Here is a 13,699-nt window from a genome sequence, read left to right as displayed (position 1 = left end):
AGCCCTTCGGGCGGGCCATACGGAGATGACACAAGCAAGAAGCCCGGCTTGGGTTGTGTCCCCTCCGGTGGACTGCCCGCCGGCGGCTTCGCCGCTGAAGGCCTTGCGCTTCGCGCATGCGGTGTTTGCGCGAAGGGCCACCCCGCACCCGACGGGATGGCCCGACCGACCGTGGACGACCGGTCTACTGCGGAGAGCAGGTCAGGAGACGGCTCGGCTCAGCCGGTCCTCCTCACGCCTTTTGCGGTCCAGCGTCATCATCGTTCCGTGCAGCCTCCCGCCGCCCCAGTCGGCCCTGCGGTCCAGCAGTTCGGGCCGGGCGGCGGCGATGACCATCACTGGTACCGCGCCGACGGAGTCCGCCAAGCCCTCGATGAAGTCCAGCAGGGCGTCGTCCGTGGTGTGCAGGTCGTCGATGAACACGACCACCGGTCGGTCCATCGCGATCCGCGTCACCAGGGAACTCCACTCCCTCGCGGCTTCCTGCCTGCCTTCCAGGCGGTAGCCGTCGTCGCCCGGCTCCAGGAACAGGGAGAGGCTTTCCACGGTCGCCCCGACCCGGCCCTTGTCGCCGCACCACTGGCGCACGGTCAGCTCCAGCTTCTCCCGGGTGACCGACGGCGAGTCACCCGGTTCGATGCCGCAGCAGGCCGCGAGGATGCACGCGCGGAGCCCCCAGGCGCCCGCGAACGGCGGCATCCGCACCGCCAGTGGCCCGTCCGCGCCGTCCCGGGAGATCCGGGCCTGGAACGCCGACAGGAACTCGCTCTTGCCGCTGCCCGGACCGCCCAGCACGGAGACCAGGTGCGGTCGGGCGCGGCGGATCACCCAGTCCAGCAGGCTCTCCAGCACGTCCAGCTCCGGCTCGTGGCCGGTGGCCGGGGACGCCGCTATCGGTGCCCGGCGGGACCGGACGCGCCAGCCGTCGTCCGGGTCGCCGACCCTGGTGTAGGACGCCACCGCGCTGGTCGCCGCGCGGGTGTCGTCGCACACCAGGATGTCGCCCGGCGCGGCGAAGCGCAGCAGCGACTGGCACTTGAGCATCAGCGTCCCGTTGACCGACGGCAGGCCGGTCGGGTCCTCGCCCGGCCGGGTCTCGCCGGAGGCCACGGCCGTGCGCACCGGCGGGTGGTCGCCGATGTCCGGGCGCTTGGCGTTCTCCCGGACGGCCAGGGCCGCGAGGACCGCCCGCTTGGCGTGCCCCTGGCCCCGGAACAGGGCCACCGTGAAGTCGCCGATCGACGCCACCACCTCACCGGAGAGCTGGGCGGTCTCCGCGCGGATGGTCGAACCCAGGCCCGCCAGCATGTCGTCCACACTGGACACACCGCCGAACCCGCCCACCGCCTCGGCGCGGAAGATCACCGCGGTGGCGCGTTCGACCCGCACCGCCTGCGGGCGGGACGGGGCGACCTCGGCGGCGGGCGCGGCGCGCGGCGGCACGACCGCGATCCGGCCGGGCAGCGCCAGCGTGGGCGACTGGGCGAGGATGAGCTGTTGCAACTCCTGCAACTCCCGCCCGGGTTCCAGCCCCAGCTCGTCGACCATCGTCGTGCGCAGGCGGGAGTACACGTTGAGCGCGTCGGCCTGCCTGCCGCACCGGTAGAGCGCCAGCATCAGCTGCGCGCACACGCGTTCCCGGAACGGCTCCGCGTCCAGCAGCGCCTCCAGGTCGCCGAGGACCGCGTAGTGGTTGCCGCACGACAGCTCGGCCTCGAACAGGTCTTCCATCGCGGTGTACCGCGACCCCTGGATGAGCGACAGCTCGGGCCAGGTGACGCCGGTCTCGACGAGGTCGGCCAGCACCGGCCCCCGCCACAGCGCCAACGCGTCGCGCAGCAGCCGCACCGCCCGCTCCGGGGCGCCGGCCGCCAGCTCGGCCTGCCCCTCGGCGACCAGCCGGCGGAACCGGAACAGGTCGATCTGGTCGGGGTCGGCGCTGAGCCGGTAGCCCGGCGCCCGGGTCTGGAGGTCGATCGACCGCGAGGCGTCCGCGGTGCCCGCGAGGATGCCGCGGAGCCCCCAGACCGCGTTCTGCAGCACCTTGCGCGCCGAGGCGGGCACGTCCTCGCCCGTCCACAGCGCGTCGACCAACCTGCTCGTCGCGACCACCTGGTTGGGGTGTAACAAGAGGAAACCGAGCGCGGACCGCTGTTTGATGCCGCCGAGCTGTACCGTCTCCCCCCTGTCCCACCATTCCAGTGGACCTAGAACTCGAAAGAACATCTGATTCCCCCAGGAAAAATTAACCGCTTCGGTTCTCGGTCGCACACGGTCGGGTGAACCCGCGAGGATTTACCACTCGGACGGGAAACCGACCGGTCATCACACTCCCCCCTCGATCACGTGGAGCCGGGAGAACCCACCGCCCACTGGTACAGACCTTTCACCGAACGCGTCGAACACCCGCGATCGTAGGCGCGCCACGCCCCGTCTCGGCAGGTCCGACCGCGCCCAGCCTGCTGTGATGGCGGACACCGACTTCTTGCGGACAACGCCGCGAGCCACCCGTCCACCTCCCACCGCCGACCGACAACCGGTTCCTCCTCGGCGTGGACAAAACCGCGACCACGCCGTTGCCACCCGATGACCGCGCACTGCGCGATCACCCTGCGTGGCCACCACCGTCGCGACCCGGATTCCCCTTGCCGCCGCGGCGGCGATATGGGCAGATTAACAGGTCCGGAGGACCGGCACGCCCGTCTCAACCCATTATCGGCAGCACCCTGCGTGCACCCACGGATACCTTTGTACTCCGATCTAGTGAACTTGTATCCACTTGACCGAATTCGGCGCGTCCACGCACAACGGCGAGACGGTTTCGCGCGCATACCGACAACCCCCGGTGCCGTGTGTCGCATCGGGGGTCGTCGCGCGCCGGCCGGGCCGGCGCCGGGGCGCGTCAGAGGAAGTAGGTGTCCGGGTCCAGGCCCAGCAGGACGCGGCCCTGCACCTCCAGGTTCGGGTTCAGCGCGGCCAGGGCGTGCTGCGAGAAGCCCTGGATGTCGCGGTGGAAGCGCTGCATCGGCACGTCGCGCCGGATCACCGACCCGCCGCTGACGCTGTAGAGCAGCTCCACCGCCTCCTTGCAGAGCTGGATCGCGTACCCGACCTGGCCGCGGATCACGGCCTTCTCGGTGTCGGTCGGCTGCTCGCCCGCGTCCGCCCGGCCCTGGATGACCTCCAGCCAGCCCGCGGCCATGCCCTCGGCGGCGGCGATCTTGTTGGCCGCGGTCGCCACCTGGACCTGGGTCAGCGGGTGGGCGCTCTGGTCGGTCCAGTTCGTGTAGGTGATGCCCCGGCCGTGCACCCGCTCCACGAACAGGTCGTAAGCGCCCTTCGCGATGCCCAGGAACACCGCCGCCGCCTCGGCCATCACGAACGACAGCAGGGCGTAGTTGCGGCCGGTGGCGCCGGTGTTGGACCGGTCGCCCGTGGTGCCCGCGAACGCGTCGCCGAAGCCGACCACCCGGTGCTCGGGCACGAAGACGTCGTCGGCCTTGGACGTGACGCTGCCGGTCGCCGAGCCGGAGGTGACGTCCCAGTCGTCCTCCGTGGTCAGGTCCGACATCGGCACGATGGCCATGACCTCGTCGTGCTCGCCGCGCATGGCGGCCACGAAGTTCCAGTCCGCGCCCTTGCAGCCGGAGTTGTAGCGCCACGTCCCGGACAGCCGGTAACCGCCCTCGACCGGCTGCACGGTCCCGGTCGGGGCGAACGCGCTGGAGATGCGCACCGAACTCGCGGCGAACACCTCCTCCTGCGTGCGGTCCGGGTACAGCGTCGCGGTCCAGTCGCTGGTCAGCCACACGAACGACACCCAGCCGGTCGACGGGCAGCCGCGCGAGATCTCCGTGAGCACCTTCGCCTGGTCGGCGACGCTCAGGTCCAGCCCGCCGAACCGGCGCGGCGTGGCCATGCGGAACACGCCCGCCTTGTCCAGCAGCTGGACGTTCTCGTCCACGATCCAGCGCCGCGCCTCGGACTCCTCGCCGTTCCTGCGCAGCACCGGGACGATGCTGCGCACCGCGTCCAGCACGGGCGCCAGGTCGCCATCCACGGTCATTTCCGCTCCCACGGGTCGCAATTCCCACCGTTGTCGACCCAGGTCTACCGACCGCGCGGCACTGCCCGGTCTTGCCCGGCGCAGTGCCGCCGGCGTTACCGCCAGATGACCGACGACGGCCACGGTGGCCACTGACCGTCCACAAGGGACTGTCCGGAACCGTTGTCGCACAGTGCGCCCGATTACCCGGGCGAGACCGGCGGGGGTGTCCGCTCGCGCATGCTCGACCGCAGAGACAGTCGATCCGCGATGAGCGAGAAGTGAAGGACTTCCTATGACGACGGCCGAACTCGAAGTCACCGCCGTGCTGGACGCGGTGCGGGACATCGTGCCCACGCTGCGGCAGAACGGTCTCCAAGCCGAGCAGGACCGCTGGGTGCCCGAGGAGAACCTCCAGCTCCTGCACAAGGCCGGCGTGTTCCGCATGGCGACCGAGCGGCAGCACGGCGGGGTCGACGCCTCGCTGGCGCAGCAGAACGCGGTGCTCACCGAGATCGCCCGCGGCTGCGGCTCCACGGCCTGGGTCGCGTCGGTGTGGCTGGCCAGCTCGTGGGTCGCGCGCGGCCACAACGAGCAGACCCGCGGCGAGGTGTTCGCCGACCCGGACGTGCGCGTCTCCGGCGTGTTCACCCCGACCGCGACGCTGACCCCGACCGACGGCGGCTACCTGCTCAACGGGTTCTGGCGGTTCAACACCGGCTGCCGGGGCGCGGACTGGAACGGCATCAGCGCCATGCGCACCCTGCCCGACGGCACCACCGACCAGGTCGCCATGGTCGTGCCGATGTCCGAGCTGACCATCGACGACGACTGGAAGGTCTCCTCCGTCGCCGCCACCGGCAGCGCGACCAGCCGCGCCAAGGACGTCTTCGTGCCCGCCCACCGGGTGCAGAAGCTGGAAGTGGTGATGGAGGGCGTCGGCAGCCGGTCCGAGCCGGGCACCACCAACCGCCAGTACACGCTCGGCGAGTTCGCGGTGGCCCAGTCGGTGTCGGTCTACATCGGCATCGCGCGGGGCGCCTACGAGCTGTTCCTCGACCGGCTCCCCGGCCGCGGCATCACCTACACCGAGTGGACCGACCAGAGCCGGCACCCGCTGACCCAGATCCAGGTCGCCACCGCCGCGTCGAGGATCACGGCCGCGGAGGCCCTGTCGGCCGGGGTGGTCGAGCTGATCCAGCGCCGCGCCGACGAGGGCGTGGAGCTGACGTCGCTGGAGAAGGCGAAGGTGCGCGGCGACAGCGCCTACGCCATGCAGTTGTCCCGCGAGGCCGTGGAGACGCTCTACAACGCCAGCGGCGCCTCGGCCATCATGCTGTCCGTTCCGATCCAGCGGTTCCACCGCGACATCCAGGGTCTCTCGTTGCACGGGCTGTCCCTGCTCACCACGAACATGGAGCTGTACGGGCGGGCGATCCTCGGCCTCGACGCCGACGGCGCCTTCTGAGGTCCACCAGCGGAACGGGCGGTCGCCGTGGAGGTGACCGCCCGTTCCGCCGTGCTCGGGGGAGGTCAGCCGGTGACCGGTGCGGGCTCCGGGGCCGCCGCCGTCCGCCGCTTGACCGTGGGCGCGTTGAGCAGCACCCCGAGGAGGCTGACCGCCGCCGCCACCAGGCCGAGCCGGGCGGGCGTCAACTGCTCCTGGAGCAGGCCGCCGAGCGCGCCGCCGACCGCGATGCCGACGTAGATCGCCGACGAGTTCAGGCCCAGCAGCACCGCGGACGCGCTGGGCGCGTACGCCACGAACCGGCTTTGCTGCGGCACGACCGGCAGCGACACCGTGATGCCCCACAGCACCGCCCACACGACCGCGGGCACCAGGCTGCCGACCACCAGCGGGCTCACGCCGAGCATGAGCGCCGCGGCGGCCAGACCGCCGGAGACGACCCGGTGCGGCGGGTAGCGGTCGGCCAGGCGGCCGGCCACGTTGTTGCCGATCATGTTGCCGACGCCCCAGGCCAGCAGGATGACGGTCAGCGTCGTGGTCGAGCCGGCCGTCGCGCCCTCCAGCGCCGGGCTGATGTAGGTGTAGAGCAGGTGCGTGCCCGCCAGCGCCATCACCGTCACCGACAGCACGCCGAACACCCACGGCTGGCGCAGCGGCTCCAGGCGGGCGGACAGGCTGTCGGCGGGCAGCGAGATCGACGGCAGCGCGATCGCGATGCCCACCGCGGCCACCACGCCCAGCGCCGCGACCGCCCACAGCGTGAGCCGCCAGTCCGCGCCGCCGATGAGCGTGCCCGCGGGCAGGCCGAACGCGATGGCCAGCGTGAGGCCGCCCATCACGAACGCCAGCGCCCGACCGCGCCGCTCCTCGGGCGCGATGGCCGCCGCCGCGCTGAACGCCGCCGCGCCGATCAGGCCCGCGCCGAACGCGGTGACCACGCGGGCGATCATCACGATGGTGTAGTTCGGGCCGACGGCGGTGAGGGCGTTGCCGACGACGAAGATCGCCAGGGCGACCAGCAGGGCCGTGCGGCGGTCCATCGCGCTGGTCATCGCGCCCAGGACCGGCGCGGACACGGCGAACGCGAGCGCGAACGCGGTGACGAGTTGGCCGGCGGCGGAGACGCCGACCCCGAGGTCGGTCGCGATCTGCGGCAGCAGGCCCGCGATGACGAAGCCGTCGGTGCCGACCGCGAAGAGGGCCACCGCCAACGGGATGAGCTGTTTCACCAGTGCGCCTTGTTTTTCCACGTTCACTTCTCTTCTCGGATCTGGGCGCGCGGCGGTCGGCGCCGGGCTTCCCGGACGAACCCCGCGGCCCGCTCGGCGAGCATGGCCACCACGGCGTGGCTGTGGCCGCGGGGCGGGGTGGGGATGACGGAGGCGTCCACGACCCGCAGCCCGGCCACCCCGCGCACGCGCAGCTCCGGGTCCACGACGGCGTCGCCGTCGCGCCCGAGGCGGCAGGTGCCGACGGGGTGGAACATGGTGCTGGCCAGGTCGCGGACGGTCTGGGCCAGGGTGTCGTCGTCGACCCTCCCCGGCCAGGGCGCGAGCGGTCCGCGCACGATGGGCTTGAAGGCCTCGGTGTCGAACAGGCGCTCGCTGAACCGCAGCGCCCGCACGAACGTCGGCAGGTCGGCCTCGGCGGTGAGGTACCCGGGGTCGATGAGCGGCGCCCGCGTGGGGTCGGCACTGGCCAGGCTGACCCGGCCGGTGCTCTCCGGCTGCAACGGGACCACGGTGAAGCCGAAGCCGGGCGCGGGACCGTCCGCCCCGAACGCCACCGGCGAGAAGATGATCTCCACGTCCGGCGCGCCCGGCCCGCCGTCGAGCCGCGCGAACGCGACCGCCTCGGCGAAGTTGGACGTCAACGGCCCGCGCCGCTCCCGGTCGTAGCGCTCGCGGTTGGCCTCGGAGTAGGCGTCGGCCAAGGGGAAGTCACCCGTCGCGGTCACCACCTGCGACACCGACATGTGGTCGCGCAGGTTGGCGCCGACACCGGGCAGGTCGACGACGGTGTCGATCCCGTGGGCGCGGAGGTCGTCGGCCGGGCCGACGCCGGAGAGCAGCAACAGGTGCGGCGACCCGACCGCGCCCGCGCTCAGCAGCACCTCGCGCGTGGCGGTCAGCACGCCGTCGGCGGTCTCGACGCCCGTGGCCCGGCCGTCCTCGATGACGACCCGGCGCACGAGGGCGTCGGTGACCACGGTCAGGTTGGGCCGGTCGAGCGCGGGCCGCAGGTAGCCGTCCGCCGAACTCCACCGCGCCCCGTCGTGCTGGTTGAGCGGGGTCGGCGCCGCCCCGGTCGGATCACCGCCGCCGAGACCGCCCACGACCTCGCTCAACCCGATTTCGGCGCACGCGGCGAAGAACGTGGCGTTGAGCGGGTCGGGATCGCGCGGCGGTGAGATCCGGAGAGGCCCGGAAGTGCCGTAGGTCTTCCCCGCGCCCGGTTCCCCGGCCCAGGACTCGGTGGCCCGGAAATACGGTTCGACAACGGCCCAGGACCATTCCGGACCCCATGTTTCGAAATCGGCGCGATGGCCCGGGATCCACATCTGGAAGTTGATCGCGGAGGACCCGCCCAGCACTTTCCCGCGCGGCCACGGCACGCTCCGCCCGCCCAGGCCGGGCTGCGGGACGGTGCCGAACGCCCAGTCCGCGGCGGAGCCGAACAACGCGAACAGGTCGGCCGGCACGCCGATGGCGGGGTCGGAGTCCACCCCGCCCGCCTCGACCAACGCCACCCGGACCTGCGGGTCCTCGCTGAGCCGGGCGGCCAGCACACACCCGGCCGACCCCGCCCCGACGACGACGTAGTCGAACTCCCCAGCGCCCATGATCGCGCACTCCACCCCGTTGACAGCCACTTAGCGGAGATTCTTCCGAAGCCCGGTCACTGGCTGGTAATCGTGCTTGTACGCAACGTGAACCAGCCCGACGCCGCATACCGGCGTCGGGCTGGCGCTGACTTTCGCCGGGTCAGAGAATGGGCGTGCCGGCGTCGAGCCCGACCAGAACCCGTCCGTGCACCTCCAAGTTCGTGGTGAGCAGTAGCAGCCCGTGCAGCGAGAAAGCCCGCAAATCGCGCTGGAAACGCTGGATCGGCACGTTCCGGCCGATCACCGAAGCGCCGCTGGCGTCATAAAGCTGCTCGACCGCTTCTTTCGCCAATTGAATGGCAAAAGCGCCGTGCGCCCGCGCCTCGGCCTTCTCCTCCGCGGTCAACTGGCGGTTGGCGTCGGCCGCGTCCTGGATGCGCCCGGCCCACGTGTCCACCAGCGCCTGCGCGGCGGCGATGCGGGCGTCCGCGCCGGCCACCTGGATCTGGGTCAGCGGCGTCTCGCTCTGCTCGGACCACTTCGTGTAGACGATGCCCCGGCCCGGCAGGCGGTCCAGGTACAGCTCCAGGGCGCCCTTGGCCATGCCGACCGCCGCCGCCGCGCACTGCGTCACGGCCAGGCTGATCAGGCCGTAGTCCCGCCCGGGGGCGTCGTCGCGGCCCGGGACGGCGGTGTTCAGGGCCTCGCCGAAGCCGATGACCCGGTGGGCCGGCACGAAGACGTCCGAGGCGACCGTCGAGCAGCTCCCGGTGCCCGCGGCGGCCGTGGTGTCCCAGTCGTCCACGACCTCCAGGTCGCTCAACGGCACCGCCGCCACCAGGACGTCCGCCGTGCCGTCGAGCATGGCGACCACGACGTTCCAGTGCGCGGCCCGGCAGCCGGAGTTGAACCGCCAGCGGCCGTTGAGCCGGTAGCCGCCCTCGACCGGGGTCAGCGCGCCGGTCGGCGAGTACACGCCGGTCACCCGCACCGAGCCGCTGGTGAAGATCTCCTCCTGGACGCGCGCCGGGAACAGCGTGGCGGCGAAGGTGTTCGACAGGTAGACCATCGAGGTCCAGCCGGTCGACGGGCACGCGCGCGACACCTCGGTGATGACCCGGCACTGGTCGGCCGCGCCCAGGTCCAGGCCGCCGAAGCGGGCCGGCACGCTCGCGCCGAACACGCCCGCCTTCTCCATCAGCTCGATGCTCTCGTCGGGCAGCCAGCCGCGCTGCTCGGCCTCCAGGCCGTTCTCGCGCAGGCGCGGCGAGAACTCGCGCAGCGCGTCGAGCACCGGGGCCACCGCGCTCACGTTCGTTGACATTTTTCCTCCGGGGTAAGGGGATCAGGCGGGGACCGGCGTGCCCAGCACGACGGGCAGTTCGCGGTGGCCGTTGGAGATGAAGGACTCGATGGGCAGCAGGTCGTCGGCGGGCCTGGCCAGCGCCAGGTGCGGGAAGCGCTCGAACAGCGCCGACAGCGCGACCGCGGCCTCCAGCCGGCCCAGGGCCTGGCCGGGGCAGAAGTGCACGCCGTGGCCGAACGCCAGGTGGTCGCGGCGGGTGGCGCGGGTGATGTCGAAGCTGTCGGCGTCGTCGCCGTGCACCAGCGGGTCGCGGCCGGCCGAGCCGAAGCCGATCAGGATCGCGTCGCCCTTCGGGATGGTGACGTCGTCCAGCTCGATGTCCTCGACGGCGAACCGCAGCGGCATGTTCACCAGCGGGGCCTGCCAGCGCAGGGCCTCGTCGATCACGTCGTCCCAGCTCGCCTCGCCCGCGCGGACCAGCTTGAGCTGGTCGGGCTGGGTGAGCAGGGCGAACACGGCGTGGTCGAGCAGGTTGACCGTGGTCTCGTGGCCGGCGGTGAACAGCAGCAGGAGCGTGTCGACCAGCTCCCGCTCGGTCAGGCCGTCGCCGCCCTCGCGGACGGTGATCAGGCGGGTGGTGAGGTCGTCGCCGGGGTCGGCGCGCTTGATCTCCAGCAGCTTGGCCATCGTCTCGTAGACGGCGGTGACGTTGGCTTCGGCGGCTTCCGGGCTGAGCGTCGTGTCGAAGATGCCGTGCACCAGTTCGAGCAGCTTCGGGCGCAGCTCCATCGGGATGCCGAGCAGCTCGGAGATCACCTGCGTGGGCAGGGCGTAGGCGAAGGACGCGCGCAGGTCCACCTGCCCGCCGTCGCGTCCTTCGGCGGCCATCGCGTCGAGGAGGTCGTTGGTGATCTCCTCCACGCGGGGGCGCATGAGGGCCGTGCTGCGGGCGGTGAACGCCTTCACCACGAGCTTGCGCAGGCGCGTGTGCTCCTTGCCGTACGCGGTCATCATGTTGCGGTCGGCCACCCAGATCGCGAGCTGCCAGGTCTTGGCCAGCTCGCCCTCGCCGTTCTCCCAGGCGGGCCAGTGCTGGTAGCTGTCGCGCGACACGCGCGGGTCGGTGAGCAGCCGCTTGATCAGGGCGTGGCCGGTGATGGCCCACGCCGGGACGCCGCCGGGCAGCTCGACCAGCGTGGCGTGGCCGCGTTCGCGCAGCATCGCCGCCTCGCCGTGGACGTCCTTGCCGGTCGGGTCGATGGCGTACGGGCAGGTCATTGCTTCCCCTTCGGTCATTGGGCGGGCGTGGCGGACAGGCCGTGCCCGAGACCGCCGTCGACGGTGAACTCCGCGCCGGTGGTGAAGGTGGCGTCGAAGCCGAGGAACAGCACCGCCCGCGCGACCTCCTCCGGCGTGCCGTGCCGGTGCATGGGCGTGATGGCGTCGCCGACCTGGGTCAGCGCGGCGCGGTCGGCGTCGGCGAGGCCGGAGATGCCCATCGACGGGGTGTCGATGAAGCCGGGTTTGACGGCGTTGACCCGGATGCCGCGCGGCAGCAGCTCGGTCGCGAAGCCCTTGACGAACGCGCGCAACGCGGCCTTCGCGCCGGCGTAGTGGGTCATGCCGACGTTGCCGGTGTCGTTGGCGATGGAGGTGGTGCAGACGATCGCGCCGCCGTCGTTCACCAGCGGCGCGAGGCGTTGGACGGTGAAGAACGCGCCCTTGGCGTTGACGTCGAACGTGCGGTCGTAGGACTCGGGCGTCACCAGGTGGAACGGTTCGAGCACCGCGTAACCCGCGTTGACGTGCAGCAGGTCGATCGCGCCCAGGCGGTCCCGCACCTCTTCGACCAGCGCGTCGATCTCGGCCACGTCGGTGGTGTCCGAGCGCAGGACGTGCGCGGTCGCGGGCAGTTCCTCGCGGGCCTTGGCGAGGTTGTCCTCGTTGTTGCCGGTGAGCAGCACCTCCGCGCCACCCCGGAGCAGCAGCTCGACGACCGCGCGCCCCATCCCGTGCGTGCCGCCCGTGACCACGGCCTTCTTGCCGGTGTACTCGCTCATCCACCCGTCCCCTCGCCTGGCGCGTTCCGTGGCCCAGCTTCCCGGGTGGCCGGCACCCGCCGGTCATTCCGCCGTTCGGGTCGGGCGTTACCCGCCGATTACCGGCGGTCGGTACCTGTTGTCCGCACGGGGGGTGCGGCTGTCCGCTTAGGATGATCACCGTGCTCCCACCGTCGCCGGCCGTGCTGGCCGCTTTCGGGACGTCGGCGGATCCCGTGTTGCTGCCCGGCGGTCAGGGCAGGGCGTGGCGCGCCGGGCAGGTCGTGGTCAAGCCGGTGGACTCGGTGGCGGAGACGGTGTGGCGCGCGGAGGTGTTGGCCGCGCTGCCCGACTCACCGGCGTTCCGCGTCTCCCGACCGGTGCGCACCGCGGACGGCGGCTGGACGCACGACGGCTGGGAGGCGGGCCTGCTGGTGGCGGGCGAGCCCGACGTGAGCCGCCAGGACGACGTGCTCAGGGCCGCGACCGCCTTCCACGCGGCGATCGCGGACGTGCCCCGTCCCGCGTTCCTCGACGCGCGGGACGACCCGTGGTCCCACGGCGACCGCGTGGCGTGGGAGGAACGGCCGGTGGACGGGTCGGCGGAGGCGAGTGCGCTGCTGGCCCCGCTGGTGGCGGCGCGCCGCCCGGTGGACCTGGTGTCCCAGGCGGTGCACGGCGACCTGCCCGGCAACGTGCTGTTCGCCCCCGGCCTGCCGCCGGCGGTGATCGACTGGTCGGTCTACTGGCGTCCGACGTCGTGGGCGGCGGCGGTGGCGGTGGCCGACGCGTTGTGCTGGTACGACGCCGAACCGGGCCTGGTGGCGCGCTGGTCCCACCTGCCGGCGTGGCGGCAGGCCCTGGTGCGTGCGCTGATCTACCGCGTGGTCACGCACGACAAGGCGGCCTTCGGCTGGTCCACCGACGTCGTCGCGACTTACCGACGCGTGACGGACCTGGTGCTGTCCTAGGTGTACTGCCCCGTGAGGTTGGGGACGCGGCTGGCGGGTGGTAGACCCTTGAGTGCGGTGTGGCCGCGGTGGTGGTTGTAGGTGTGCAGCCAGTGGGGCAGCTCGGCTCGGCGTTCGGCCTCGGACAGGTAAGGGCGGGCGTAGGCCCATTCGTCGAGCAGGGTGCGGTTGAACCGTTCGACTTTCCCGTTGGTCTGGGGTCGGTAGGGGCGGGTGCGTTTGTGGGTGATCCCGGCGGTGGCGAGGGTGTCGCGCCAGAGCCGGGAGCGGTAGCAGGAGCCGTTGTCTGGTCAGCACCCGCTTGACCGTGATGCCGTTGGTCCGGAAGAACAGCTGTGCCCGGCCCCAGAACGCGGTCGCGGTCTGGCTGGTCTCGTCGGGCAGGATCTCGGTGTAGGCCAGGCGGGAGTGGTCGTCCACGGCGTTGTGCAGGAACCCGTAGCCGATCAGCGGGTTGCGGTAGGCGTTGCGGCCGGTGGTGACGGTGCGTTGGCTGTTGCGGCCGCCGACCTGCCGGCCGTGCACCCTGTGGCCGCCGCCGTCGGGGATGTTGCCGGGCTTCTTGATGTCGACGTGGACCAGGTCGCCGGGCTCGGCGTGCTCGTAGCGGCGCACGACCCGGCCGGTGGCCCGGTCCAGGCGGGTCAGGCGGGTCAGGCGGGTCAGGCGGGTCAGGCGGTAGCGGACCAGGACCCGGTGCACCGTGGAGGCGACCAGGCCCAGGTGGGAGGCGATCCGGTCGGGCCACCACCGACGCAGCACCCGCACCTTGACGATCCGCCGCTCGGTGCGCGTCGGGGTCCGGCCCGGACTGGTGCGGGGACGTGAGGACCGGTCGACCATGCCCGCCTCACCCAGCTCGCGGAGGCGGTCCGCCCACCGTTTCACGGTGGACACCGACACCTGGAACCGCTCCGCGGCCCGCCGCAACGACCACCCGTCCTGCACGACACACCGGGCCAGGCGCAGCCTCCCGGCAGGGGTCAACGGTGCGTTAGCGTGAATCACGAGGGCCTCCGTCGGCTCGGTGTAGACGTCGCAACCCA

The 13,699-nt window shown here is 72.1% G+C and carries 9 protein-coding genes and 1 pseudogene; 2 read left to right on the top strand and 8 right to left on the bottom strand.

Going from position 1 to position 13,699, the window contains the following annotated elements; genetic code table 11:
- Positions 1 to 201: 201 nt before the first annotated feature.
- Both AB0A74_RS35600 and AB0A74_RS35595 read right to left on the bottom strand, forming a co-directional pair.
- A complete protein-coding gene (locus AB0A74_RS35600; protein ID WP_358256574.1) occupies positions 202 to 2,112 on the bottom strand; it encodes a BTAD domain-containing putative transcriptional regulator in 1,911 nt (636 codons plus the stop codon).
- Positions 2,113 to 2,902: 790 nt separating this feature from the next.
- Positions 2,903 to 4,066, bottom strand: a complete 1,164-nt coding sequence (locus AB0A74_RS35595; protein ID WP_358256572.1) for an acyl-CoA dehydrogenase family protein — start codon at positions 4,064 to 4,066, stop codon at positions 2,903 to 2,905.
- 274 nt (positions 4,067 to 4,340) lie between these two features.
- On the opposite strand from AB0A74_RS35595, the gene AB0A74_RS35590 reads away from it, so the two are divergent.
- Positions 4,341 to 5,513 carry an acyl-CoA dehydrogenase family protein gene (locus AB0A74_RS35590; protein ID WP_358256570.1) on the top strand — a complete coding sequence of 391 codons (1,173 nt, stop codon included), beginning with the start codon at positions 4,341 to 4,343 and terminating at the stop codon, positions 5,511 to 5,513.
- A 65-nt stretch (positions 5,514 to 5,578) separates the two neighbouring features.
- Here the strand turns inward: AB0A74_RS35590 and AB0A74_RS35585 are convergent, their stop codons facing one another.
- The 5 genes from AB0A74_RS35585 to AB0A74_RS35565 all read right to left on the bottom strand — a co-directional run bounded on the left by AB0A74_RS35585 (position 5,579) and on the right by AB0A74_RS35565 (position 11,703).
- Positions 5,579 to 6,742, bottom strand: a complete 1,164-nt coding sequence (locus AB0A74_RS35585) for an MFS transporter (protein ID WP_358256568.1) — start codon at positions 6,740 to 6,742, stop codon at positions 5,579 to 5,581.
- A 23-nt stretch (positions 6,743 to 6,765) separates the two neighbouring features.
- A complete protein-coding gene (locus tag AB0A74_RS35580; protein WP_358256567.1) occupies positions 6,766 to 8,385 on the bottom strand; it encodes a GMC family oxidoreductase N-terminal domain-containing protein in 1,620 nt (539 codons plus the stop codon).
- Positions 8,386 to 8,497: 112 nt separating this feature from the next.
- On the bottom strand, positions 8,498 to 9,661 hold the full coding sequence (locus tag AB0A74_RS35575; protein WP_358256565.1) for an acyl-CoA dehydrogenase family protein: 1,164 nt from the start codon (positions 9,659 to 9,661) through the stop codon (positions 8,498 to 8,500).
- A 21-nt stretch (positions 9,662 to 9,682) separates the two neighbouring features.
- Positions 9,683 to 10,921 carry a cytochrome P450 gene (locus tag AB0A74_RS35570; protein WP_358256563.1) on the bottom strand — a complete coding sequence of 413 codons (1,239 nt, stop codon included), beginning with the start codon at positions 10,919 to 10,921 and terminating at the stop codon, positions 9,683 to 9,685.
- Positions 10,922 to 10,935: 14 nt separating this feature from the next.
- Positions 10,936 to 11,703 (bottom strand): SDR family oxidoreductase, encoded by a 768-nt coding sequence (locus AB0A74_RS35565; RefSeq protein ID WP_358256561.1) that lies wholly within the window; start codon positions 11,701 to 11,703, stop codon positions 10,936 to 10,938.
- 161 nt (positions 11,704 to 11,864) lie between these two features.
- Between AB0A74_RS35565 and AB0A74_RS35560 the strand changes: the two genes are divergently transcribed.
- Positions 11,865 to 12,653: a TIGR02569 family protein gene (locus AB0A74_RS35560; RefSeq protein ID WP_358256559.1), complete on the top strand. Its 789-nt coding sequence runs from the start codon at positions 11,865 to 11,867 to the stop codon at positions 12,651 to 12,653.
- Here AB0A74_RS35560 and AB0A74_RS35555 read toward each other — a convergent pair.
- Positions 12,650 to 13,661, bottom strand: a pseudogene (locus tag AB0A74_RS35555) (IS481 family transposase). The gene AB0A74_RS35560 and the pseudogene AB0A74_RS35555 sit on opposite strands and share 4 nt — an antisense overlap.
- Positions 13,662 to 13,699 lie beyond the last annotated feature (38 nt).

Source organism: Saccharothrix sp. NPDC042600, assembly GCF_040647305.1.
In the GTDB taxonomy this organism is placed as follows: Bacteria; Actinomycetota; Actinomycetes; order Mycobacteriales; family Pseudonocardiaceae; genus Actinosynnema; species Actinosynnema mutabilis.
Note: the sequence above shows the minus strand (reverse complement) of the source record. Positions and strands in the feature narration are given on the sequence as shown.

Bases quoted from the DNA above. Each gene is read 5' to 3' on its own strand.
- AB0A74_RS35565 (WP_358256561.1), bottom strand. From the start codon at position 11,703: ATGAGCGAGTACACCGGCAAGAAGGCCGTGGTCACGGGCGGCACGCAC.
- AB0A74_RS35595 (WP_358256572.1), bottom strand. From the start codon at position 4,066: ATGACCGTGGATGGCGACCTGGCGCCCGTGCTGGACGCGGTGCGCAGC.
- AB0A74_RS35575 (WP_358256565.1), bottom strand. From the start codon at position 9,661: ATGTCAACGAACGTGAGCGCGGTGGCCCCGGTGCTCGACGCGCTGCGC.
- AB0A74_RS35570 (WP_358256563.1), bottom strand. From the start codon at position 10,921: ATGACCTGCCCGTACGCCATCGACCCGACCGGCAAGGACGTCCACGGC.
- AB0A74_RS35590 (WP_358256570.1), top strand. From the start codon at position 4,341: ATGACGACGGCCGAACTCGAAGTCACCGCCGTGCTGGACGCGGTGCGG.